Source organism: Pseudomonas sp. CFBP13528 (genome assembly GCF_005233615.1).
GTDB classification, from domain to species: domain Bacteria; phylum Pseudomonadota; class Gammaproteobacteria; order Pseudomonadales; family Pseudomonadaceae; genus Aquipseudomonas; species Aquipseudomonas fluorescens_AM.
The window spans coordinates 338,525-362,148 of record NZ_QGAJ01000003.1; the positions used below are offsets into that span (position 1 = coordinate 338,525).

Here is a 23,624-nt window from a genome sequence, read left to right on the forward strand (position 1 = left end):
GGTTGAATTGAAAAGAAATTTGCCTCGATAAAAGAGGCAGCCTGGTGAGAAAGTGTCTATGAAAGCAGGTCTGTACCAACCCGATGAATTCAAGGATAACTGCGGTTTCGGCCTGATAGCCCACATGCAGGGCGAGCCCAGTCATACCCTCTTGCAAACGGCCATCGAGGCCCTGACCTGCATGACCCACCGCGGTGGGATCAACGCCGACGGCAAGACCGGTGACGGTTGCGGCTTGCTGATTCAAAAGCCCGACCAGTTCCTGCGCGCTGTCGCCAAAGAGCATTTCGCCGTCGACCTGCCCAAGCAATACGCTGTGGGCATGGTGTTTTTCAACCAGGACCCGGTCAAAGCCCAAGCGGCTCGCGAGAACATGAACCGCGAGATCGTCGCCGCCGGCCTGCAGCTGATCGGCTGGCGCAAAGTGCCGATCGACACCAGCGTGCTCGGCCGCCTGGCAAACGAGCGCCTGCCGCAGATCGAACAGGTGTTCATCGCAGGCGACGGCCTGAGCGACCAGGACATGGCGATCAAGCTGTTCACCTCGCGTCGTCGTTCGTCGGTGCTCAACGCCGCCGACACCGACCATTACATCTGCAGCTTTTCCCACAAGACCATCATTTACAAAGGCCTGATGATGCCGGCGGACCTCACCGCCTTCTATCCGGACCTGAGCGATGAGCGCCTGCAGACCGCAATCTGCGTGTTCCACCAGCGCTTCTCCACCAACACCCTGCCGAAATGGCCGCTGGCCCAGCCGTTCCGCTTCCTTGCCCACAACGGCGAGATCAACACCATCACCGGCAACCGCAACTGGGCCGTGGCCCGTCGCACCAAGTTCGCCAACGATCTGATGGACCTCGAAGAGCTCGGCCCGCTGGTCAACCGCGTGGGTTCGGACTCCTCCAGCATGGACAACATGCTCGAACTGATGGTCACCGGCGGCATCGACCTGTTCCGTGGCGTGCGCATGATCATTCCGCCTGCGTGGCAGAACGTCGAGACCATGGACCCGGACTTGCGGGCGTTCTACGAATACAACTCGATGCACATGGAGCCGTGGGACGGCCCGGCCGGCGTGGTCATGACCGACGGCCGCTACGCGGTGTGCCTGCTCGACCGTAACGGTCTGCGCCCGGCGCGTTGGGTCACTACCACCAACGGTTTCATTACCCTGGCGTCGGAAATCGGCGTGTGGGACTACAAGCCTGAAGACGTCATCGCCAAAGGCCGCGTCGGCCCTGGCCAGATCCTCGCCGTGGACACCGAAACCGGGCAGATCCTCGACACCGACGCCATCGACAACCGCCTGAAGTCGCGTCACCCGTACAAGCAATGGCTGCGCAAGAACGCCCTGCGCATCCAGGCGACCATGGAAGACAACGACCACGGCTCGGCTTTCTACGACGTCGATCAGCTCAAGCAATACATGAAGATGTACCAGGTCACGTTCGAAGAGCGCGACCAGGTCCTGCGCCCGCTCGGTGAGCAAGGCTATGAGGCCGTCGGCTCCATGGGCGACGACACGCCGATGGCCGTGCTGTCCCAGCGCGTGCGCACGCCATACGACTACTTCCGCCAGCAGTTCGCCCAGGTGACCAACCCACCGATCGACCCGCTGCGCGAAGCCATCGTGATGTCGCTGGAAGTGTGCCTCGGTGCCGAGCGCAACATCTTCCAGGAGTCGCCGGAGCATGCGTCCCGTGTGATCCTCAGCTCGCCGGTGGTTTCCCCGGCCAAGTGGCGCTCGCTGATGACCCTGGAACGTCCAGGTTTCGACCGCCAGATCATCGACCTGAACTACGACGAGAGCCTCGGCCTTGAAGCCGCTGTGCGCAACGTCGCCGACCAGGCCGAAGAAGCCGTGCGCGCCGGTCGTACCCAGATCGTGCTGACCGACCGTCATATTGCGCCAGGCAAGCTGCCGATCCACGCTTCGCTGGCCACCGGTGCTGTGCATCACCGCCTGACCGAAAAAGGCCTGCGCTGCGACTCCAACATCCTCGTCGAGACCGCCACTGCGCGCGACCCGCACCATTTCGCGGTGTTGATCGGTTTCGGCGCGTCGGCGGTTTATCCGTTCCTCGCGTACGAAGTGCTGGGCGACCTGATCCGTACCGGTGAAGTGCTGGGCGACCTCTACGAGGTGTTCAAGAACTACCGCAAGGGCATCACCAAAGGCCTGCTGAAGATCCTGTCGAAGATGGGCATTTCCACAGTGACCTCGTATCGCGGCGCTCAGTTGTTCGAAGCCATCGGCCTGTCCGAAGAAGTCTGTGAGTTGAGCTTCCGTGGCGTGCCGAGCCGCATCAAGGGCGCGCGTTTCGTCGATATCGAAGCCGAACAGAAAGCCCTGGCGGCTGAAGCCTGGAGCGCGCGCAAGCCGATCCAGCAAGGCGGCCTGCTCAAATTCGTACACGGTGGCGAATACCACGCCTACAACCCGGACGTGGTCAGCACCCTGCAAGCCGCCGTGCAGCAGGGCGACTACGCCAAGTTCAAGGAATACACCGCGTTGGTGGATAACCGCCCGGTGTCGATGATCCGCGACCTGTTCAAGGTGAAAACCCTGGACACGCCGCTGGCCATCAGTGAAATCGAGCCGCTGGAGTCGATCCTCAAACGCTTCGACTCCGCTGGTATTTCCCTGGGCGCCTTGTCGCCTGAGGCTCACGAAGCCCTGGCCGAAGCCATGAACCGCCTGGGCGCGCGTTCCAACTCCGGCGAAGGCGGCGAAGACCCGGCGCGCTACGGCACGCTCAAGAGCTCTAAAATCAAGCAGGTGGCAACCGGCCGGTTCGGTGTGACCCCGGAATACCTGGTCAACGCCGAAGTGCTGCAGATCAAGGTGGCCCAGGGCGCCAAGCCCGGTGAAGGCGGCCAGCTGCCAGGCGGCAAGGTCAACGGTCTGATCGCCAAGCTGCGTTATGCCGTGCCGGGCGTGACGTTGATCTCGCCACCGCCGCACCACGACATCTACTCGATTGAAGACCTGTCGCAGCTGATTTTCGACCTCAAGCAAGTCAACCCGCAGGCGCTGGTCTCGGTGAAACTGGTGGCGGAAGCCGGCGTCGGCACCATCGCGGCCGGTGTGGCCAAGGCCTATGCCGACCTGATCACCATCTCCGGCTACGACGGCGGCACCGGCGCTTCGCCGTTGACCTCGATCAAGTACGCCGGTGCGCCGTGGGAGCTGGGCCTGGCCGAAACCCACCAGACCCTGCGCGGCAACGACCTGCGCGGCAAAGTGCGGGTACAGACCGACGGCGGCCTGAAAACCGGCCTCGACGTGATCAAGGCCGCGATCCTCGGCGCCGAAAGCTTCGGCTTCGGTACTGCGCCGATGATTGCCCTGGGCTGCAAATACCTGCGCATCTGCCACCTGAACAACTGCGCGACCGGCGTGGCCACTCAGAACGAAAAGCTGCGCAAGGATCACTACATCGGCACCGTCGACATGGTGGTGAATTTCTTCACCTACGTCGCCGAAGAAACCCGTGAGTGGCTGGCCAGGCTGGGCGTGCGCTCGCTGCAAGAGCTGATCGGTCGCACCGACCTGCTCGAAGTGCTCGAAGGCCAGACCGCCAAGCAACAACATTTGGACCTGACGCCGCTGTTGGGCAGCGATCACATCCCGGCAGACAAGCCACAATTCTGCCAAGTGGACCGCAACCCACCGTTCGACAAAGGCCTGTTGGCCGAGAAGATGGTCGAGATGGCCGGTTCCTCGATCAATGATGCCAGCGGTGGCGAGTTCGCCCTGGACATCTGCAACTGCGACCGTTCCATCGGCGCGCGCATCTCCGGTGAAATCGCGCGCAAGCACGGCAACCAGGGCATGGCGAAAGCGCCGATCACCTTCCGCTTCAAGGGCACCGCTGGCCAGAGTTTTGGTGTGTGGAACGCTGGCGGCCTGCACATGTATCTCGATGGCGACGCCAACGACTACGTGGGCAAGGGCATGACCGGCGGCAAGCTGGTGATCGTTCCGCCTGAAGGCAGCGTCTACAAGACCCAGGACAGTGCCATCATCGGCAACACCTGCCTGTACGGCGCCACCGGTGGCAAGCTGTTCGCCGCCGGCACCGCCGGTGAGCGTTTCGCCGTGCGTAACTCCGGGGCCCACACGGTGGTGGAAGGCACCGGCGATCACTGCTGCGAGTACATGACCGGGGGCTTTGTCGCGGTACTGGGCAAGACCGGTTACAACTTCGGTTCGGGGATGACCGGCGGTTTCGCCTACGTGCTCGACCAGGACAACACCTTCGTCGACAAGGTCAACCACGAGTTGGTCGAGATCCAGCGGATCAGCGGCGAAGCCATGGAATCCTACCGGAACCACTTGCAGCACGTGCTGGACGAGTACGTTGAGGAGACCGGCAGCGAATGGGGTCGTAACCTCGCCGAAAACCTCGATGATTACCTGCGTCGTTTCTGGCTGGTCAAGCCCAAGGCGGCGAGTTTGAAGTCCCTGCTATCCAGCACGCTTGCGAGTCCGCAATGATGACGCTGCTGCAAGTAGCAAGCTTCAAGCCGCAAGCCAGGAGCAGTGCGCGGTGTGCCGGTTCAATCGATTTCTTGCAGCTTGAAGCTTGTAGCTCACAGCTGTCGTGTACGAGGTTTTAACATGGCTGAACGTCTGAATAACGACTTCCAGTTCATCGATGTCGGGCGCAAAGATCCGAAGAAGAAACTGTTGCGTCAACGCAAGAAAGAGTTCGTGGAGATCTACGAACCTTTCAAACCCCAGCACTCGGCCGAGCAGGCCCACCGCTGCCTGGGTTGCGGTAACCCGTATTGCGAATGGAAGTGCCCGGTGCACAACTTCATTCCCAACTGGCTCAAGTTGGTGGCCGAGGGCAACATCCTCGCCGCCGCCGAGCTGTCGCACCAGACCAACACCCTGCCGGAAGTCTGCGGCAGGGTGTGCCCGCAGGACCGTCTGTGCGAGGGTGCGTGCACCCTCAACGACGGCTTCGGCGCGGTGACCATCGGTTCGGTGGAGAAGTACATCACCGACACCGCGTTCGCCATGGGCTGGCGCCCGGACATGTCCAAGGTCAAGCCGACCGGCAAGCGTGTTGCGATTATCGGTGCAGGCCCGGCGGGCCTGGGTTGCGCCGACGTGCTGGTACGTGGCGGCGTGACCCCGGTGGTGTTCGACAAGAACCCGGAAATCGGCGGCCTGCTGACCTTCGGCATCCCCGAGTTCAAGCTGGAAAAAACCGTGCTGAGCCATCGTCGCGAAGTGTTCACCGGCATGGGTATCGAGTTCCGCCTCAATACCGAAATCGGCAAAGACATCACCATGGAACAGCTGCTCGCCGAATACGATGCCGTGTTCATGGGCATGGGCACCTACACCTACATGAAGGGCGGCTTTGCCGGTGAGGATCTGCCGGGTGTGTACGACGCGCTGGATTTCCTGATCGCCAACGTCAACCGCAACCTTGGCTTTGAAAAGTCGCCGGAAGACTTCGTCGACATGAAAGGCAAGAAGGTCGTGGTGCTCGGCGGTGGCGACACCGCGATGGACTGCAACCGCACCTCGATCCGCCAGGGCGCCAAGTCGGTGACCTGTGCGTACCGTCGTGACGAAGCCAACATGCCCGGTTCGCGCAAAGAGGTGAAGAACGCCAAGGAAGAAGGCGTGAAATTCCTCTACAATCGCCAGCCGATCGCGATCGTCGGTGAAGACCGCGTCGAAGGCGTGAAGGTGGTCGAGACCCGTCTCGGCGAACCGGATGCCCGTGGCCGTCGCAGCCCCGAGCCGATCCCGGGTTCCGAAGAGATCATTGCGGCCGACGCCGTGGTGATCGCTTTCGGTTTCCGCCCAAGCCCGGCGCCGTGGTTCGAGCAGTTCGAAATCCAGACCGACAGCCAGGGCCGTGTCGTCGCCCCGGAACAAGGCCAGTACAAGCACCAGACCAGCAACCCGAAAATCTTCGCCGGTGGCGATATGGTTCGTGGCTCTGACCTGGTGGTCACCGCGATCTTCGAAGGGCGCAATGCCGCTGAAGGGATCCTGGATTACCTGGGCGTCTAAGCACGGCTGAGCAACACACAAAAGCGGGCTTGCTCTTGACGGACAAGCCCGCTTTTTACGTTTCAGCGACGGCGGGTTCTCACTCGCTTCATCACTTCCACAAAAAACACCGGTACAAACACCACTGCCAACGTCGCGGTGATCATCCCGCCGATCACGCCCGTACCGATGGCCTGTTGGCTTTCCGAGCTGGCACCGGTGGCAATGGCCAGCGGCACCACGCCAAGGATGAATGCCATGGAGGTCATCACAATCGGCCGTAACCGCTGCCGCGCGGCTTGCAGGGTGGCGTCGACCAGGTCGTGGCCTTCGTCGTGGAGGCTCTTGGCAAACTCGATGATCAAGATCGCGTTTTTCGCTGACAGGCCAATAATGGTGATCAATCCGACTTTGAAAAATACGTCGTTGGGCATCTCGCGCAAGGTCACCGCCAGCACGGCGCCGAGCACGCCCAAAGGCACCACCAGCAAGACGGATGTCGGGATCGACCAACTCTCGTACAGGGCCGCCAGACACAGAAACACCACCAGCAGCGACAAGCCGAACAGGATCGGCGCCTGGTTGCCCGACAAACGTTCCTGCAATGACAGCCCCGTCCATTCCTGGCCCAGCCCGGCAGGCCCTTGCGCCACCAGGCGTTCGATTTCCGCCATGGCTGCGCCGGTGCTGTAGCCGGGCGCCGGTTCGCCGGAAATGCTGATCGACGGGTAGCCGTTGTAGCGGTTCAGTTGCGCCGGCCCTTTAATCCAATTGGCCTGTACAAAAGCCGACAGCGGTACCATTCGTCCCTCGTTGTTGCGTACGTGCATCTTCAGCAAGTCCTCCACCTGCCTGCGTTGCTCGCCTTCAGCCTGGACCACCACCCGTTGCATACGTCCCTGATTGGGGAAGTCATTGACATAGGCCGAACCGATGCTGGTGGACACGACGTTGCCGATATCGGCAAAGGCGACACCGAGGGCATTGGCATGTCGGCGATCGACTTCCAGTTTTACCTGGGGCGCTTCGGCCAGCGCGCTTTCGCGCACATTGATCAGGATCGGGCTGGCTTGAGCGGCTTCCAGCAAATCGCTGCGCGCCTGCATCAATGTCGCGTACCCAAGACCGCCACGGTCTTGCAGGCGGAACTCAAACCCGCTGGAAGTGCCAAGACCGTCAATCGGCGCAGGCAGTACGACGAACACTTCGGCGCCCTTGATCTGGCTCGCCACCGCGTTCGCCCGTTCGGCGATGGCGGCCGCTGTGTCATGACTGCCCCGCTGCGACCAATCCTTGAGCACCGTGTAACCCAGCCCGGCATTCTGCCCGCTGCCGGAAAAGCTGAAACCGAGCACAAACGTGCTGTTGTCCACGCCTGGCTCGGTGGCGTTATGCGCTTCGATCTGCTTGATGACCTCGATCGTGCGGCTTTGGCTCGCCCCGGGAGGTAGTTGAATATCGGTGATCGTATAGCCCATGTCTTCGACCGGAAGAAACGAGGAGGGCAGACGATTGAAGCTCACCACCAGCACGATCAGCAGCGCGGCATAGATGAACAAATAGCGGCCACTGCGTTTCAACGCATGTGCGACCCAGCCCTGATAGCGCTCGGTCAGCTGTTCGAATCGGCGGTTGAACCCGGCGAAGAATCCGCGGGCCGTGTGATCACCCGGCGCAACGGGTTTCAGTAGCGTGGCGCACAGCGCCGGTGTGAGGGTCAGGGCCAGGAACGCCGAGAACAGAATGGATGCGGCCATAGTCAGGGAAAACTGCTGGTAAATGATCCCGACGGAACCTTGCATGAACGCCATCGGAATAAACACGGCCACCAGTACCAGGGTGATGCCAACGATGGCGCCGCCAATTTGTGTCATCGCCTTGCGCGTCGCGTCCTTGGGTGAAAGGCGCTCCTGGAGCATGATGCGCTCGACGTTCTCCACCACCACGATGGCGTCGTCCACCAGGATGCCGATGGAGAGCACCATGCCGAACATGGTCAGCACATTGATGGAGAACCCCAGCACCTGCATGAGTGCAAACGTGCCCATCAGGGCCACTGGTACAACCAATGTCGGAATCAATGTATAGCGGATGTTCTGCAAGAACAGGTACATCACGGCAAACACCAGTACCATCGCTTCGAGCAAGGTGTAAACCACTTTGGTGATCGAGACTTTGACGAAGGGCGAGGTGTCGTAGGCGATCTGGTATTTCATGTCTGCCGGAAAGTAGCGCGTCAATTCATCCATTTTCGCGCGCACCAGCGTCGCAGTGCTCAATGCGTTGCCGCCGGGTGTCAGTTGCACGCCCAATTCACTGGAGGACTGGCCGTTGAGCCGGGTGCCGAACTGGTATTCCTGGCTGCCGATCTCGACCCTGGCGACATCGCCTATGCGTACGCTGGCCCCATTGGGCTCGGCACGCAGCACAATATCGGCGAATGCTTCAGGGCTCGATAGTTGGCCGTCTACGAGGATGCTCGCGGTGATTTCCTGGCTGCCGGCAACCGGCAATTCGCCGAGGCTGCCGGCTGCTATCAGGGCGTTCTGCGCGACGATCGCGGCATTCACGTCAGCCACTGTCAGGTTGAAGGCGATCAGTTTTTGCGGGTCGACCCAAATACGCATGGCCCGCTCGGAGCCGAACATCTGCACCTTGCCGACGCCGTCCAAACGTTTGATCTCATTGACCACGTTACGCGCCAGGTAATCGCTGAGGGAAACGTTGTCGACGTCATCGCTGGTGCCAATCAGCGAGATAAACAGCAGGAACCCCGTGGAAACTTTCTCCACGCGCAAGCCCTGTTCTATCACCGCTTGCGGCAGGCGTGACTCGACGACCTTCAAGCGATTGAGCACGTCGACTTGTGCCAGCTCAGGGTTAGTGCCGGGTTTGAAGGTCGCGGTGATCGTGGCCGAACCTTGGCTGCTGCGCGATTCGAAGTACAGCAGGTGATCAGCCCCGCTGAGCTCTTCTTCGATCAGGCTGACGACACTTTGGTCCATGGCCTGCGCCGAAGCGCCGGGGTAGTTGGCGACGACTTCGATTTTAGGCGGCGCGATGTTGGGGTATTGCGCCACGGGCAACTGCGAAATCGCCAACACACCGGCCAGCACGATAAACAGGGCAATCACCCAAGCGAACACTGGGCGGTCGATAAAGAACTGCGGCATAAGCTAGCGTCCTGCTGACTGACCAATGGCCTGGTCGAGTGGAAGAGCGGCGTTGTCGAGCACCACGTGTTCGCCTGGGCGGGCATGCTGCAGGCCTTCGATGATGATGCGGTCGCCAGCGGTGAGGCCGTCGGTGACGACCCAGCGGTTCTGGTACGCCGCGCCCAGTTGCACGGTTTTCAGGCTCACGCGCAGCTCGTCATCCACCAGCAGCACCTGGGCCAACCCTGCGCTGTTGCGCAGGATGGCGCGCTGCGGCACGCTGATCCCTCGTTGATCAATGGCGTGCTCCAGCCGCACACGCACAAAGCTGCCGGGCAGCAAGTCGAGGTCGGGGTTGGGAAATTCGCTGCGCAGGATGATCTGGCCGGTGCCAGGGTCTACGGCGATGTCGCTGAACAGCAGCTTGCCGGGCAACGGGTACGCGCTGCCGTCGTCCTGGAGCAAGGTGGCTCTGGCCTGGCCCTGGCTCAGTTGCTGCAACTGGCCGGAGCGCAATGCGCGGCGCAGCTCGTTGTGTTCACGGGTCGATTGCGTGAGGTCGACATGGACCGGGTCCAGTTGCTGGATCAGCGCCAGCGGGGTCGACTCGTTCTGTCCGACCAAGGCGCCTTCGGTCACCAGGGCACGCCCGATGCGGCCGGAAATAGGCGCGGTAACGGTGGCGTAACCCAAGTTAAGACGAGCGCGTTGCACCATGGCCTCATTGGCCGCGACGTCAGCCTCAGCCTGCCGGGCAGCCGCGCGCACGTTGTCATATTCCTGGGCACTGATCGCATTGCCCGCAATCAACTGGCGGTAACGCTGTTCCTGCTGACGCGCCCTTAGAGCATCGGCTTGGGACCTTTTCAGCCCTGCCAGCGCGCTGTCCAGGTCAGCCTGGAGCGGCGCCGGGTCGATGTAGAACAGGACGTCGCCCTGTTTCACGTCACTACCTTGCTCGAACACACTGTTGAGCACCACCCCAGCCACCCGTGCGTTTACCTGGGCGGTTCGGGGTGCCGCAATGCGCCCACTGAGCTCGCTGCTGATAGGCAGGGGTTTGGCTTCCAGGGTTTCGGTGCTTACCTTTACGGGGGCGGATGCCTGCGGCTCGGATGCCGGAGTGCAGCCGCTCACAGCAATCGCCAACACCAGTGAACCTGATGCGAAACGCAGTTTTCTATTCATCGACACGCCTCCATGAAGAGGCATGGATGCTAGGAATGGGCGGTTAATTTGCTGTTAAGTCGACGTTGCAAGAGTGCGAGCAAATGTGACGCTTAGTTTCAACTCATTGCAGCGAAGAGGCTCAGGTGCGACGTCCAATCACCGCGACAAATTGACCCGATAGACAAAAGGCACGGCGCATTCCGTGCCTTTTGCGTCTGGCTCTGAGAAAATGCCCGCACTTTTTTTGCGGATGCCGACATGACTGCCCTCAAGAACGACCGTTTCCTTCGTGCCCTGCTCAAGCAACCCGTAGACGTCACGCCCGTGTGGATGATGCGTCAGGCCGGTCGCTACCTGCCGGAATACCGCGCCAGTCGCGCCAAGGCCGGCGACTTCATGAGCCTGTGCATGAATCCTGCGTTCGCCTGCGAAGTCACGATGCAGCCGCTGGACCGCTACCCACAACTGGACGCGGCCATTCTCTTCTCCGACATCCTCACCATCCCCGATGCCATGGGCCAAGGCCTGTACTTTGAAACCGGCGAAGGCCCGCGTTTCAAGAAAGTCGTCAGTACCCTGGCCGACATCGAAGCCCTGCCGATTCCTGATCCGCACAAAGACCTTGGCTATGTGATGGATGCCGTCAGCACCATTCGCCGCGAGCTTAATGGCCGCGTACCGCTGATCGGCTTCTCCGGCAGCCCGTGGACCCTGGCGACCTACATGGTCGAAGGCGGCTCGTCGAAAGACTTCCGCAAGACCAAGGCCATGCTCTACGACAACCCGCAAGCCATGCACCTGTTGCTGGACAAGCTGGCGCAGTCGGTCACCGTCTACCTCAACGGCCAGATCATGGCCGGCGCCCAAGCCGTGCAGATTTTCGACACCTGGGGCGGCAACCTGTCGGCGGCGGCCTACCAGGAATTCTCCCTGGCCTACATGCGCAAGATCGTCAGCGGCCTGATCCGCGAACACGAAGGCCGCAAAGTGCCGGTCATCCTGTTCACCAAGGGCGGCGGCCTGTGGCTGGAAAGCATCGCCGACGCGGGCGCCGATGCATTGGGCCTGGACTGGACCTGCGATATCGGCGAAGCCCGCCGTCGCGTTGGCGGTCAAGTTGCACTGCAAGGCAACATGGACCCCACCGTGCTGTACGCCAAGCCGGAAGCGATCCGCACCGAAGTCGGCCGCATCCTCGCCAGCTACGGCAAGGGCACCGGCCACGTGTTCAACCTCGGCCATGGCATCACCCCGGAAGTGAACCCGGAGCATGCGGGTGCGTTCCTGCGCGCGGTGCATGAACTGTCGGCGCAGTACCACGAATAAAACACAGTGCAAAATGTGGGAGGGGGCTTGCCCCCTCCCACATTAAAAGCCAGAAACCTTCAGACCTGCCCCAACGGCGGCAACTTCGCCAGCTTCAGGGCCACCAGCAACGCGCCAATCAGCAGCGCGACGATAAACCCGCCAATCCCGTTCCATCCGCCCAAGTGCCAGAAGAACCCGCCCGCCGTCCCGGCAATGCTCGACCCTGCGTAATAGCAAAACAGATACAGCGACGACGCCTGTCCCTTGGCCCTCACCGCACGCCGGCCGATCCAACTGCTGGCTACCGAATGCGCGCCGAAGAAGCCGAAGGTAAAGATCAGCATGCCCGGCACCACCAGCCATAGTGGGGTGAACAGCGTCAGGGTGATGCCGGCGAGCATCAGCACAATGGTGCCCCACAGCACGCGACGGCGGCCCAGGCGGTCGGCCAGAGAGCCAATTTTCGCCGAGCTGTAGATGCCTGACAGGTACACCAGCGACAGCAGGCCGACCACGGCCTGGCTGAGGTCATACGGATCGGCCAGCAGGCGATAGCCGATGTAGTTGAACATCGTTACAAACGCACCCATCAACAGGAACGCTTCAAGGAACAACCACGGCAGGCCCGCGTCCTTGAAGTGCATTACGAAGCCATCCAGCAGGTTGCGCGGCTTGAGGCTGCTGGCGCGGAAGTTGCGCGATTCGGGAAGGATTTTCCAGAACACCGTCGCGGCGATCAGCGCGAGGCCGCCGATGATCAGCATGGCGGTGTGCCAACTGACGAAGTCGATCAATACCCCGATGATCAACCGACCGCTCATACCACCAATCGCATTGCCGCCGATGTACAGGCCCATGGCCAGGCCGATGTGCTGCGGATGGATCTCTTCGCTCAGGTAGGTCATCGCCACGGCGGCCAGGCCGCTCAAGGACAAGCCCACCAGCGCACGCATGAGCAGGATGCCTTCCCAGCTCGGCATCAAGCCGCTGGCGATGGTGGCCAGCGCTGCACAGAACAGCGCAGCGACCATCACTGGTTTGCGTCCCAGCCGGTCGGAAATCGGCCCGGTGATCAGCAGGCCGCAGGCAAGCATCGCCGTGGCGACCGACAGGATCAGACTGCTTTGCGCGGCATTGATGGCAAATTCGTGGGACAGCGCCGGCATCATCGGCTGCACGCAATACAACAGGGCAAAGGTGGCGAACCCGCCGGAGAACAGCGCCAGCACCGTGCGCATGAACATCGGCGTGCCTTTTTCGATGTACTCGTCATTAAGCTGCGCAACCACATCATCGAGGGCTGAGGGCGGGGTGCGTTGGGCAAGTGGAGCAACAGCAGGATTCACGGGGGACCTCGGGGAGGAAAGTCTGCCAGGACTGACAATGCGAAAAAGAATATAGCTGGCTAATGATTCTTTCCAATATATTGTTCGACCTGTTTGATAGGTTTTACGACCTAATGAGGTGTGCATGGAATTACGTCATCTGCGGTACTTTATTGCCGTCGCCGAAGAACTGCATTTTGGCCGCGCCGCGCAAGTGCTGGGCATTTCGCAACCGCCGCTGAGCCAGCAGATCCAGGCATTGGAGCAAGAGGTGGGGGCGCGGTTATTTGAGCGTACCAATCGTCGAGTCGAGCTGAGCGAGGCCGGGCGCCTGTTCCTGCAAGAGGCACGGCTGGTGCTGGCCCAGGTCGACAAGGCGGCGGATGTGGCGCGCAGGGCACAGTTGGGCGAACTCGGCGAACTGAAGATCGGCTTCACGTCTTCCGCGCCGTTCAATTCCAGCATTCCCCAGGCGATCTTTGCGTTTCGCCAGGCTTTCCCGGCCGTGCACCTCAACCTGCAAGAGATGAGCAGCACCCAGGTGGCCGAGTCGCTGGTGGATGAGTCGATTCAGGTGGGGCTGATGCGGCCTCTGCCGTTGCCGGACTCACTGAGCGTGATCGAATTGATGCGCGAGCCATTGGTGGCCGTATTGAGCGCCGGACACCCCTTGGCGCAGGGCAGCGAGCGCGGCTTGCACCTGGCGCAATTGGCAGAAGAACCCTTCGTGTTTTTCCCGCGTACCTACGGCAGCGGTCTCTATGCGCAGCTGCTCAGCCTGTGCCGTGACGCCGGCTTCAGCCCGCATGTCGCCCAGGAGGCGGGGGAGGCGATGACCATCATCGGTCTGGTGGCGGCGGGATTGGGCGTATCGGTATTGCCTGCGTCGTATCAGCGGATACGGATCGATGGCGTGGTGTATCGCACGTTGCTGGACCCGGAAGCGGTGACGGCGGTATGGCTGGTGCAGCGCAAGGGCGCGCAAACACCGATGGCGAAGGGGTTTGTGGCGTTGTTGACGCGTAGGGGGTTGGAATAACGCCCTTCAGAACAAGGCATATTTCATGTGGGGGGGGCTTGCTCCCGATAGCGGTGGTTCAGTTAGAGATGCTGAGACTGAAAAACTGCTATCGGGAGCAAGCCCCCTCCCACATTTGGCTTTATTGCATTCCCGCCGAGCGCAACCCCGCCAAGATATCCCGATCCAGCATGCTCACCCAACGGTTGTAGTTGCGATGGATCTTGCCGTCCTTGTAGCCCAGTTCGCGGCTGTCGCGGTAGCTGATGGCGTAGCTGTTGCGGGTGTAGCGGATGTCGATGGCCGCATAGAACTGGCCGCGTACGGTGATGTCGGCCTGCACCAGCTGCGGGCTCAGGCGTTGTACCGTCCACTCGCGTTTTTGCAGGGCGGCGACGATCACCTGTTTCATTTTTTCTTCGCTGAGCTGGGTCGTGGCCGGCAGCTCGTGCTGGGTGTTGAGCACCGGTTTACTGGTGCAACCGGCAGTGGTCAACAGGGCCAGGGCGATCAGGGTGGCGCGTAGCAGGGAAGACATTCCGTTTTCTCCAATCGATTAAAAAGTCAGGACCAGCGGCGAAAGATCAGCGAAGTGTTGACGCCGCCAAAGGCAAAGTTGTTGTTCATCACGTAGTCGTTGTGCATCTGGCGAAAGCCACCTTGCAGGTAGTCCAGCTCACCGCATTGCGGGTCGACCGAGTCCAGGTTGAAGGTGTGCACGTACTGGTCGCGGTTCATCATCTCGATGCTGAACCACGACTCCAGCGCCCCGCACGCGCCCAGGGTGTGGCCCAGGAAACTCTTCTGCGAACTGATGGGCATGCGGCTGCCGAACAGGCTGCTGGTGGCCAGGGTCTCGGCGATGTCGCCCTGGTCGGTGGCGGTGCCGTGACCATTTACATAGCCGATGGCGGCCGGTTCAAGCCCGGCGTCTTCCAGCGCCAGCTCCATGGCGCGGCGCATGGTTTTCTGTTCCGGGCGGGTGGTGTGCTGGCCGTCGGCATTGCTGCCGAAACCGACGATCTCGGCATGGATATGCGCACCCCGTGCCAGCGCGTGTTCCAACGCTTCCAGCACCAGCATGCCGCCGCCTTCGCCGATCACCAGGCCATCGCGGCCGCTGTCGTAGGGGCGCGGGCTGGTTTGCGGCGCGTCGTTTTTCAGGCTGGTGGCGTAGAGCGCGTCGAACACCATGGCCTCGGTGGGGCACAGCTCTTCAGCGCCGCCGGCAAGCATCAACGGCAGGCGGCCGAACTTGATGGCCTCATAGGCATAACCGATGCCCTGGCTGCCGCTGGTGCAAGCGCTGGAGGTGGGGATCAAGCGCCCGGTCAGGCCAAAGAAGATGCTGATATTTGCCGCCGTAGTGTGCGGCATCATGCGCACGTAAGAGTTGGCATTCAGCCCCTCGGCCACCGAGTTCAGCAGCATATTGCCGAACGCCTTGATCTCATCGGTGCTGCCGGTGGACGAGCCACACGCCACGCCCATGCGCCCGTCCTTGATCGACGCATCGCCAAGCAAGCCGGCGTCCTGCAACGCCTGCTCCGCCGCCCACACCGCCAGGCGCGAGACGCGGCCCATGCTGCGCAGCTGCTTGCGGGTCCAGTGCGCGGGTACCGCGAAATCGTCAATCGGCCCGGCCAGGCGCGTATTCAATTCGGTGAAACGGTCCCATTCATCCATGCGCCGGATGCCACTGCGGTTGGCGCGAAAGTTGGCCGCGATGGTGTCCCAGTCGCTGCCCAGGGAGGTCATGCCGGCCATGCCGGTGACGACAACGCGTTTCATCAGCACAGGCCCCCATTCACGGCCAACACCTGGCGCGTGATATAGCCCGCCTCGGCCGACATCAGGAAGTTCACCGCGCCGGCCACTTCTTCCGGAGTGCCCATGCGCTGTGCCGGGATCATTTTCATCAGTTCTTCCACCGGCACGTTTTCGTCCAGCATGGCGGTGTCGATCAAACCCGGTGCCACACAGTTGACGGTGATCTTGCGCTTGCCCAGCTCGATGGCCAGCGCCTTGGCCGCGCCGATCAACCCGGCCTTGGAGGCGCTGTAGTTGACCTGCCCACGGTTGCCGATCAGCCCGGACACCGAGGTGATGCACACGATGCGCCCGGCCGCGCGACGACGGATCATCGGCATCATCACCGGGTGCAGCACGTTGTAGAACCCGTCGAGGTTGGTGCGCATCACGACGTCCCAGTCGTCCTCCGAGAGCGCCGGGAACGCGCCGTCGCGGGTCAGGCCGGCATTGAGCACCACGCCGTAATAGGCGCCATGTTGCTCAACGTCGGCCTCCAGGATCTGCTTGCACGCCGCGCGATCGGCGACATCGAATTGCAGCACCCGCGCCTGGCGGCCCAGGGCCTCGATCTCGAGCTGTACCGCGTCGGCTTCGGCACGGCCGTTGCGGCAATGCAGCACGATGTCATGCCCGGCCTGGGCCAGGCGCAGGGCAATGGCGCGGCCGATGCCACGGCTGGAGCCGGTGACCAGTACGGATTCAGTCATGGCGTTTCGTCCTTCGATTCATCTAAATAATTGGCCGCCTGGGGCGGTCGAAATACGTTCAAGCGTGCGCTGGCCTGGATGCCGTCACCGGTGAGGTGGCATTCGAACACCCCCATGCCATTGTCGTCCTCCAGCGAGCGCAGGCCGTGGATATTCAGCTCGGCGCCAGCGGGAAAGTGCGCCACGTTGCATTCGAATTTACGCGTACCCAACAGGAAACCCAGCTCCACCGCCAGGCCTTGCTGGCGCGCGCGGCATCCGGCATAGGCGGCGACGCTTTGCGCCATCAGCTCGATACCGACCCAGGCCGGCAGGCTGCCGTCAGCCTGGCTGAACAGGCCGCCGGGCTTGACGGTGAGACGGGTGTGCACCTGCTCTTCATCGAACGACAGCACCTGGTCGATCAGGATCATGTCGCCCGCATGGGGCAGCAGTTCGGCGAGTGGCCAAGCGATCATGGGGCCTCTCCAATAATCAGGCTGACGTTGTTGCCGCCAAAGGCAAACGAGTTGCTCATCAAATAAGGTTTTTTCAAGGTGTCGCCCTTGTGTGCCCACTGCAAGGCGGGCAGCGCCGGGTCGACGTGACCGTCCCACACATGGGGAGGGACGCGGCCGTGCGTCAGGCTCAACCAGCAGAACGCCGCTTCCAGTGCGCCCGCCGCGCCGAGGGTGTGGCCGCTCATGGGTTTGGTCGACGAACAGGCCACCCCGCCCGGAAACAGGCAAGCGACCGCGAGGCTTTCCATGGCGTCGTTGTGCTGGGTGGCGGTGCCGTGCAGGTTCAGGTAGCCGATCTGCTCGGGCGCGAGTTCGGCGCTGGCCAGGGCCTTGCGCATCGCCTGCAACGCCCCTTTGCCGGTGGGCTCGGGTGCGGAGATATGGTGCGCGTCGCTGCTGGCGCCGCAGCCCAGCAGGGCGACCGGTGCCGCCTCGCGGCTCATCACGAACACCACCGCCGCTTCGCCGATATTGATGCCGTTGCGGTTCACCGAGAACGGATTGCAGCGCTCGGCAGACACCGCTTCCAGTGCGGTAAAGCCGTTCAGCGTCAGCCTGCACAAGCTGTCGACGCCCCCGCAGATCACCGCATCGCACAGGCCCAGGTCGAGCAGGCGCCGGGCGCTCATCAACGCGCGGGCGCTGGAGGTGCAGGCGGTGGAAATCACATAGGCCGGGCCGCTCAATTGCAGCCAGTCGGCGAGGAAATTCGCCGGGGCGCTGAGTTCCTGCTGCTGGTAGTCGTAGTCGCCAGGAAAGGCGTTATCGCGCAGGTAGTGGGCAATGCCGCGACTGGCCTCGTCGATGCCCGACGTGCTGGTGCCCAGCACAACGCCAACCCGTGAGGGGCCGTAGGTGTGGATCGCCTGGCGGATCGAGCCTTCGATCTGCAACGCCGCTTCCAGCAGCAACTGATTATTGCGGCTGCTCTGCTGGCCCAACTGTGCCGGAAGGGGCGCCAGCTCGCCGCGCACGGCCGCGACCGGCACCACGCGCTCGGGCACCCAGCCGCTCTCGGCGCGCATGCCGCCACAGTCGCCGGCAAACAGGCGGCGGCTGACCTCGGCCTGGCCGCGACCAAGGGCACAGATCACGCCGAGGGCGTTGAGGTAGGCGCTCATTTGCCCACGCCCAGCGGGGTAATGCGATAGCTCAACGGTTGGCCCGCCATGTTCACGCTGAATACCTCTGAAGACTGATAGACGATTTGCCAATGGCCCGGCAGCGTTCGCGTAAGGTCCATGGCCTGGGCCGCAGGATACAGCGCACGCAGGTCATCCGCCGAGGCCAGGGCAAACAACAGCGCGGCGAACAGCGTTCGGGCCTGGGGGTTGGGCGGCAGCAAGCCATCGGCCTGCCACTTGCCGTCGATCAACTTCTGCCGGGCCTGGGGAATGCCCAACGGGTCCATCATCGACCAGCGAATCGCCGCGCCTTCACGCTGGATCACCAGCAGCCAATCCTGGCTGCGGTCGCCCTCCAGGCGTTGCACATGCAGCTGTATCGGCAAGTTCAGGGCCGGGAGGGTGTGCGGCAACGGCGCCTGGCTGGCGCACGCGCCGAGCAGCAACAGGCAACTCATCAGCAACCCGCGGATCATGAACGCGCGGCCTCTGACGGCTTGCGCGCCACGCAGTTGACCAGGGTTTCCTCGCGCTGGCCCACCGGCGGCGCCTTGCGCAGGCCCCAACGTTCCAGCAGGCCGAAATCGCTGGAGCGGCTCCACCACAGATAAGGGTACGAGACGTTCTGCGCGCCGAATTCAAAGCCCTGCTCGCGCAGCATGTCCAGGTATTGCTCGGCGCTTTTCTGCACATGCATCGGGTGACGGAACAGCCAGCGAATCACCCAGGTGTCGATATAGGCTTCGGTGGACTCGGCAAACAGCAAATAACCGCCCGGCTTGAGGACCCGATAGAACTCCTTGAGGGCGCGATGCTGCTCGACCAGGTGGTGAAAGGTCTGGTGGCAAAACACAATATCGACGCTGGCGTCGGGTAACTCGAGGGTGGCGCAGTCGCTGCCGATCAACTCCACGGCCAGGCCCTGGCGCGCGGCTTCCTCGCGGCTCAGTGCCAGGCTGTGAGGGTCGGCATCCAGACCGATCAGGCGCGCGGGCGCAAATACCTGCTGCAGCAACTTGAACGATTTACCCTGGCCGCAGCCGGCGTCGAGCAATACCGGCGCCACCGGCAGTGGGTCGCTGAACAGGCTGCGCAGGTCATTGATCGCCACGCGCAACACATGATGCTGCCAGGTGTGGCTGCGCAGGAACCAGAAGCCGAAGCGGGTTTCTTCGACGTAGTTTTTACTCAGGTAGTTTTTTTCAACGACAGGGCTGCTCATACCGGCTCACTCGCACAGATTTGCGACAACATCCGCAGGCGCCGCTTGGGCTCGCTGACAAACGGGTTGCGTTCATCCCAGGCGTAGCCGGCGAGGATCGAACTGATCATGCGGCGAATCTGCGGTGAACTGTCGGCGTGGAAAATCACGTCCTGGAACGTCCCGGCGTACCAGCCCTCGACGTAGCAGCGGAAGGTGTCGACGCCGCGCTTCAGCGGTTCGGCAAACTCGGTTTGCCAGTCCACCGCGTCGCCTTGCAGTTGGCGATGCAGCACGCCGGCGGCCATGCTCGCCGAACGCATGGCGATGGTCACGCCGGAGGAGAACACCGGGTCGAGAAATTCCGCCGCGTTGCCCAGCAGCGCAAAGCCCGGGCCGTGCAGGGTTTTGACGTTGGCCGAATAACCGCCGATGCTGCGCGCCGGGGTGTCCCACACGGCGTTCTGCAATACGCCGGACAGGCTTGGGGTTTGCTCGATAAAGCTGCGCAGGCAGGCGTCGAGATCGTGATCGCGGCCGTCGAAATGCTCCTTGGCCGCGACCACGCCCACCGAGCATCGGCCGTTGCTGAACGGGATGGTCCAGAACCAGATATCGCGCTGCTCGGGATGGGTGGTTATCAGAATCTTGGTACGGTCGAAGCCTGGGTGTTCGATGTGGTCTTCGATGTGGGTGAACACGGCCTGGCGCAGCGGGAAACCGGACGGCGCTTCAAGGTCCAGCAGGCGCGGCAGCACGCGGCCATAGCCACTGGCATCCAGCACGAAGGTGGTCTTGAGGTGGTACTCGCTGCCATTTTCGCGGCGTACGTGCAGGTAGCGATTCTCGCCGGAAAAATCCACGCCGACGATGCTTTCGCCGTAGCGGATTTCCACACCCTGCAACGCCGCCTGATCGGCCAGCAGCTTGTCGAACTCGGCACGCTGCACCTGGAAGGTGGTCGGTTTGCCGTGGCTGAAGGTGTCACCGAAATCGAACGCACTGTAGCGCTCGCCCCAGGCGAACGCGGCACCGGTTTTCAGTTGAAAGCCGGCAGCCTGCACGGCCTCGAGCATGCCGGCTTCTTCGATAAAGTCGATGCAGTGCGACAGCAGGCTTTCGCCAATCGAGAAACGCGGAAAATACTGGCGCTCGATAATCAATACATCATGCCCTTTGCGCTTGAGCAGCGCGGCCGCGATGGCCCCGGATGGCCCGGCACCGATCACCACTACCTGGCGACGTTCCATTTCAACTGTGGGCACGAAGGCTCCTTGCCGCTTTGGCGATATTCACATTCATAAGGCGTGTTTTTGTTGCCCGGCCCAGGGCGCCAGCATAAAGCTGAAGGCCAGGCCGAGGCTGACCGACAGGCCGAAATTGCTCACCGCCGGGGTACTTGAGACGGCCAGCAGGCCGAACGATAACCAAGTGGTCAGCGCGGCCAGCAAGGTTCCCAGCAGGCTGACGGAGGCCCCGCCGATCTGCTCGCGCATCAGGATCGCGTAGTCGACGCTGATGGCCGTGACCAGCAGCAGGCCGAACAGACTGAACAGGGTCAGCGGCTGGCCCAGCCAACCGAGGCTGGCCAGGCTGCACAGCGCCGCCAGCAACGGCAGCGCGACGACGCGCACGGCGCCGGTGAAGCCGAAGGGCAGCATCAACAGCAGCACGATCAGCCCACAGGACAGCAATTTCAATTCGGCCGCGCTGATTTGAGTGTCGGCAAACACGCGGTTCAAATCACCCAGGCGATCCACCAGTTGTACGCCGGGCAAATCCACCGCCTGCACCCGCAGCAACGCTGGGTTGTTCAGGCCCTGCAGGCTGACCATCGCCGCCACGCCGCCGTCTACCGGGCCCAGCCACAGCATGCGCCATGGCTCGGCCAGGGGGCCTTTGAGCGCGGCGTCGATGTCTTCGCTGGGCAGCGCCTGCAGTTGCGCGACTTCAGCTTGCAACGCGGCGGCGGGGACGCCAAGGTCCAGCAACGGTTGCCAATGCTGCGCGAGGGTATTGAGCGCGTCGCGCAGTTGCTGCTGCTCGGCGGGCAGGTTGACCAGTTGATTCAACGCCAGGTAACCCTGGAGCTTGTCCATATTCACCAGTTGATCCAGGCGCTGGCCCAGGGCGGCCTGGCGTTCCAGTAACTGCTGCTGATTGTCGGCCCGCACCAGGAAGAACTGACTGGTGGGCTGGAACCCGGTAATGCGCGCCACGGCCTGGGCTTGCTCGAGCAATTGCGGCGGCGCGCCGATCCACTGGCGGATATCGTTTTTACTGTTCAAGTGCCACAGGCCACCGGCGCAGAACAACAGCACCCACACCAGCAACACCGCGCCGGGCACGCGTTTGATCAATGCCGCCCGCCACTGCCACAAGCGTTCGGCGATGCGCAGCGGCCATTGCGCCGGGCGCAGGTCGACACCGCTGAGCAGCGCGGGCAGCAGGCACACGGCGCACAGATAAGCGCCGACCAGACCGGCTGCCGAGAACACCGCGATTTGCGTCAGCGCCGGGAACGGCGTCCAGGCCAGCGCCAGGTAGCCGATGCAGCTGGTGGCCAGGCTCAGGCTCAGCCCCGGCAGGGTCAGGCGCAATGCCGGCCAACTGCGCCACGGCTGCAGGCTCCAGCTTTTGGACAGGTAGTGCAGCGGGTAATCCACTGCCACGCCGATCAGGCTTGAGCCCAGCACCAGGGTCATCACATGCATATGGCCGAACAGCGCCACACAGGCGACTGCGCCAAACAGCATGCCGACCACCACCGGCACGAACGCCAGCAGCACCCGCCAGCGCCGGAACGCCAGCAGCAGCAATATCAGGATGCCCAGGGTTGCGCCGCCGCCGACCCAGGTGATCTCCCGCGTGGCTTGCTGCTGCCCGTTGGCCGCATAGAGCAAGCCGCTGGCGGCGAGCAGCTGCACGCCTTGCGCGCCGGCCTGGGCGCGGCTGGCCTGGAGCAGATCCGCCACGTGCAGCGGCAGTTTCATGTCGAATGCATTGCCGGTGGTGCGCGCCCGCAGGAGCACCCAGCTTTTGCCGTCGGCGTCGGCAATCAACGCGCCGCTGCCGATATCCAGCTGGACCGCGCCGTGTTGCGGCTGGCTGTTCTGGATGCGCCCGGTCAGGCCCAGCCAGTCGTCCTGGCTCGGCACCAGGCTGAAGCCGGTAAAGGGGTCGAACAACGACTGCACGCGCTGCTGGATGAACGCGTCAGGCTGTTCGATCAGTTGCTCGCGGTCCCTGGCCGACAGCATCGCCAGTCGGCCGCGCAGCAGTTGCTCGCGCAGCGCCGGCAAGTCGGCCTGCAGGTTCCACTGCACCTTTTCAAACAGACCGCTGGCCTGCCAGCGCTCGGCCAGTTGCTGCGCCATGGCCAGCGCTTGCTGGCGGTCGGCATGCCCCACCAGCACCAGCATCTCGCGGTTCAGTGGTTCCTGCATGCGCTGCTCGGCTTGCAGCTCCAGAGCGTCCGGCGTACTGCCGGGCACCAGCTCCATCAGGTTGGCCGACAGCGGCGCACCCTGGCGCCACTGCCAGCCGGCCAGGGCCAATACCGCCACCAGCAGGATCAGGAACAGGCGTGGCAGCAGGCGCTCACTGGGCAAAGTCGTGCTGCTCCGCATCGCTCAATGGCTGATGGGCGGTGCTGTCCTGCATGCGCAGTACGGTGCTGTCGCCCTGGGTTTCCAGCAGCTCGATGGTCTTCACCAGCGCGCCGCCGTCGATATTGATTTGGGTGAATACCTGCTTGAGCAGCAGTGAGCGTGGGATCAGCGTGAGCTTCCACTGCTGGGCCTGGCCTTGCAGTTGCAGGTCGAAGTCACGCTGCAAGCCGCTGCTGTCGCCCTGGAGCACGGCGAGGAACAGGCGATTCTGCTCGGCGCCGGCACTCTTGTTCGGCAGCAGTTGCCAGCCGTTGGCGTCGCGCCGGGCGATGCCCTGGGCGCTGATGCGGTAGTCCTGCTGCAGCGGAGTTTTCAGCAACCACAACAGGCCGTGGTCCTTGGCGAGCACGAAGGTGCCTTGGCTGACCAGCGGCTGGGGCAGGGCGCGCAGGTGTTTTTCCTGGGTGAAGTTGCCGTGGATCACGCTGGGTTTGGCCAGTTGATCGCTGAGTTGCTGCAGGTCGAAGGCGTGGGCGTTGAAGCTCAGCAATGCGGCGGCCACTGTAGGAGCGAGCTTGCTCGCGAAGGACCTGAGAGCACTGCGCAGTGACAGGCGACCTGCGTTATCGTTGACGTCCATCGGGGGCAAGCCCCCTCCCACATGGGAT

The 23,624-nt window shown here is 62.7% G+C and carries 17 protein-coding genes; 4 read left to right on the top strand and 13 right to left on the bottom strand.

Annotation, left to right across the window (positions count from 1 at the left end; translation table 11 throughout):
* The first annotated feature begins 58 nt into the window (after positions 1-58).
* A complete protein-coding gene (gltB, locus tag PspCFBP13528_RS08220) occupies positions 59-4,504 on the top strand; it encodes a glutamate synthase large subunit (RefSeq protein ID WP_101219027.1) in 4,446 nt (1,481 codons plus the stop codon).
* A 123-nt stretch (positions 4,505-4,627) separates the two neighbouring features.
* Positions 4,628-6,046, top strand: a complete 1,419-nt coding sequence (locus PspCFBP13528_RS08225) for an FAD-dependent oxidoreductase (RefSeq protein ID WP_065950141.1) — start codon at positions 4,628-4,630, stop codon at positions 6,044-6,046.
* Positions 6,047-6,108: 62 nt separating this feature from the next.
* Here PspCFBP13528_RS08225 and PspCFBP13528_RS08230 read toward each other — a convergent pair whose 3' ends face one another.
* Together PspCFBP13528_RS08230 and PspCFBP13528_RS08235 are read right to left on the bottom strand one after the other, a co-directional pair.
* The gene (locus tag PspCFBP13528_RS08230) at positions 6,109-9,198 is read right to left on the bottom strand and encodes a multidrug efflux RND transporter permease subunit (RefSeq protein ID WP_137199963.1); all 3,090 of its coding nucleotides are present in this window, start codon (positions 9,196-9,198) and stop codon (positions 6,109-6,111) included.
* Positions 9,199-9,201: 3 nt separating this feature from the next.
* On the bottom strand, positions 9,202-10,368 hold the full coding sequence (locus tag PspCFBP13528_RS08235; RefSeq protein WP_137199964.1) for an efflux RND transporter periplasmic adaptor subunit: 1,167 nt from the start codon (positions 10,366-10,368) through the stop codon (positions 9,202-9,204).
* A 240-nt stretch (positions 10,369-10,608) separates the two neighbouring features.
* On the opposite strand from PspCFBP13528_RS08235, the gene hemE reads away from it, so the two are divergent.
* Positions 10,609-11,676 carry a uroporphyrinogen decarboxylase gene (hemE, locus tag PspCFBP13528_RS08240; protein ID WP_137199965.1) on the top strand — a complete coding sequence of 356 codons (1,068 nt, stop codon included), beginning with the start codon at positions 10,609-10,611 and terminating at the stop codon, positions 11,674-11,676.
* Between the two features lie 59 nt (positions 11,677-11,735).
* On the opposite strand, the gene PspCFBP13528_RS08245 is transcribed toward hemE, so the two are convergent.
* Positions 11,736-13,004, bottom strand: coding sequence for an MFS transporter (locus tag PspCFBP13528_RS08245; RefSeq protein ID WP_101219023.1), 1,269 nt, complete (start codon positions 13,002-13,004; stop codon positions 11,736-11,738).
* 124 nt (positions 13,005-13,128) lie between these two features.
* Between PspCFBP13528_RS08245 and PspCFBP13528_RS08250 the strand changes: the two genes are divergently transcribed.
* The gene (locus PspCFBP13528_RS08250; protein ID WP_137199966.1) at positions 13,129-14,022 is read left to right on the top strand and encodes a LysR family transcriptional regulator; all 894 of its coding nucleotides are present in this window, start codon (positions 13,129-13,131) and stop codon (positions 14,020-14,022) included.
* 121 nt (positions 14,023-14,143) lie between these two features.
* On the opposite strand, the gene PspCFBP13528_RS08255 is transcribed toward PspCFBP13528_RS08250, so the two are convergent.
* The 10 genes from PspCFBP13528_RS08255 to PspCFBP13528_RS08300 are packed head-to-tail and all read right to left on the bottom strand — an operon-like array spanning position 14,144 to position 23,596.
* On the bottom strand, positions 14,144-14,539 hold the full coding sequence (locus tag PspCFBP13528_RS08255) for a hypothetical protein (protein WP_065950147.1): 396 nt from the start codon (positions 14,537-14,539) through the stop codon (positions 14,144-14,146).
* A 26-nt stretch (positions 14,540-14,565) separates the two neighbouring features.
* Positions 14,566-15,792, bottom strand: a complete 1,227-nt coding sequence (locus tag PspCFBP13528_RS08260; RefSeq protein ID WP_137199967.1) for a beta-ketoacyl-ACP synthase — start codon at positions 15,790-15,792, stop codon at positions 14,566-14,568.
* On the bottom strand, positions 15,792-16,520 hold the full coding sequence (fabG, locus tag PspCFBP13528_RS08265) for a 3-oxoacyl-ACP reductase FabG (protein ID WP_065950149.1): 729 nt from the start codon (positions 16,518-16,520) through the stop codon (positions 15,792-15,794). The genes PspCFBP13528_RS08260 and fabG overlap by 1 nt, the downstream gene beginning before the upstream one ends.
* A complete protein-coding gene (locus PspCFBP13528_RS08270) occupies positions 16,517-16,978 on the bottom strand; it encodes a hotdog family protein (protein ID WP_065950150.1) in 462 nt (153 codons plus the stop codon). The genes fabG and PspCFBP13528_RS08270 overlap by 4 nt, the downstream gene beginning before the upstream one ends.
* Positions 16,975-18,141, bottom strand: a complete 1,167-nt coding sequence (locus PspCFBP13528_RS08275; protein WP_137199968.1) for a beta-ketoacyl-[acyl-carrier-protein] synthase family protein — start codon at positions 18,139-18,141, stop codon at positions 16,975-16,977. Before PspCFBP13528_RS08275 ends, PspCFBP13528_RS08270 begins: the two co-directional genes overlap by 4 nt.
* A complete protein-coding gene (locus PspCFBP13528_RS08280) occupies positions 18,138-18,620 on the bottom strand; it encodes a hypothetical protein (protein ID WP_137199969.1) in 483 nt (160 codons plus the stop codon). Before PspCFBP13528_RS08280 ends, PspCFBP13528_RS08275 begins: the two co-directional genes overlap by 4 nt.
* Entirely contained in the window at positions 18,617-19,366 is a 750-nt protein-coding gene (locus PspCFBP13528_RS08285; RefSeq protein WP_065950153.1) for a class I SAM-dependent methyltransferase, read from the bottom strand. Before PspCFBP13528_RS08285 ends, PspCFBP13528_RS08280 begins: the two co-directional genes overlap by 4 nt.
* Positions 19,363-20,610 carry an NAD(P)/FAD-dependent oxidoreductase gene (locus tag PspCFBP13528_RS08290; protein ID WP_137199970.1) on the bottom strand — a complete coding sequence of 416 codons (1,248 nt, stop codon included), beginning with the start codon at positions 20,608-20,610 and terminating at the stop codon, positions 19,363-19,365. Before PspCFBP13528_RS08290 ends, PspCFBP13528_RS08285 begins: the two co-directional genes overlap by 4 nt.
* A gap of 33 nt (positions 20,611-20,643) precedes the next feature.
* Positions 20,644-22,974 carry an MMPL family transporter gene (locus tag PspCFBP13528_RS08295; RefSeq protein ID WP_137199971.1) on the bottom strand — a complete coding sequence of 777 codons (2,331 nt, stop codon included), beginning with the start codon at positions 22,972-22,974 and terminating at the stop codon, positions 20,644-20,646.
* Entirely contained in the window at positions 22,946-23,596 is a 651-nt protein-coding gene (locus PspCFBP13528_RS08300) for an outer membrane lipoprotein carrier protein LolA (RefSeq protein ID WP_137199972.1), read from the bottom strand. The genes PspCFBP13528_RS08295 and PspCFBP13528_RS08300 overlap by 29 nt, the downstream gene beginning before the upstream one ends.
* Positions 23,597-23,624 lie beyond the last annotated feature (28 nt).

What these genes read in the sequence shown, in the direction of transcription:
- gltB (WP_101219027.1), top strand. Translation starts at nt 59, where the DNA reads ATGAAAGCAGGTCTGTACCAACCCGATGAATTCAAGGATAACTGCGGT.
- PspCFBP13528_RS08225 (WP_065950141.1), top strand. Translation starts at nt 4,628, where the DNA reads ATGGCTGAACGTCTGAATAACGACTTCCAGTTCATCGATGTCGGGCGC.
- PspCFBP13528_RS08230 (WP_137199963.1), bottom strand. Translation starts at nt 9,198, where the DNA reads ATGCCGCAGTTCTTTATCGACCGCCCAGTGTTCGCTTGGGTGATTGCC.
- PspCFBP13528_RS08235 (WP_137199964.1), bottom strand. Translation starts at nt 10,368, where the DNA reads ATGAATAGAAAACTGCGTTTCGCATCAGGTTCACTGGTGTTGGCGATT.
- hemE (WP_137199965.1), top strand. Translation starts at nt 10,609, where the DNA reads ATGACTGCCCTCAAGAACGACCGTTTCCTTCGTGCCCTGCTCAAGCAA.
- PspCFBP13528_RS08250 (WP_137199966.1), top strand. Translation starts at nt 13,129, where the DNA reads ATGGAATTACGTCATCTGCGGTACTTTATTGCCGTCGCCGAAGAACTG.
- PspCFBP13528_RS08255 (WP_065950147.1), bottom strand. Translation starts at nt 14,539, where the DNA reads ATGTCTTCCCTGCTACGCGCCACCCTGATCGCCCTGGCCCTGTTGACC.
- PspCFBP13528_RS08260 (WP_137199967.1), bottom strand. Translation starts at nt 15,792, where the DNA reads ATGAAACGCGTTGTCGTCACCGGCATGGCCGGCATGACCTCCCTGGGC.
- fabG (WP_065950149.1), bottom strand. Translation starts at nt 16,520, where the DNA reads ATGACTGAATCCGTACTGGTCACCGGCTCCAGCCGTGGCATCGGCCGC.
- PspCFBP13528_RS08270 (WP_065950150.1), bottom strand. Translation starts at nt 16,978, where the DNA reads ATGATCGCTTGGCCACTCGCCGAACTGCTGCCCCATGCGGGCGACATG.
- PspCFBP13528_RS08275 (WP_137199968.1), bottom strand. Translation starts at nt 18,141, where the DNA reads ATGAGCGCCTACCTCAACGCCCTCGGCGTGATCTGTGCCCTTGGTCGC.
- PspCFBP13528_RS08280 (WP_137199969.1), bottom strand. Translation starts at nt 18,620, where the DNA reads ATGATCCGCGGGTTGCTGATGAGTTGCCTGTTGCTGCTCGGCGCGTGC.
- PspCFBP13528_RS08285 (WP_065950153.1), bottom strand. Translation starts at nt 19,366, where the DNA reads ATGAGCAGCCCTGTCGTTGAAAAAAACTACCTGAGTAAAAACTACGTC.
- PspCFBP13528_RS08295 (WP_137199971.1), bottom strand. Translation starts at nt 22,974, where the DNA reads ATGCGGAGCAGCACGACTTTGCCCAGTGAGCGCCTGCTGCCACGCCTG.
- PspCFBP13528_RS08300 (WP_137199972.1), bottom strand. Translation starts at nt 23,596, where the DNA reads ATGGACGTCAACGATAACGCAGGTCGCCTGTCACTGCGCAGTGCTCTC.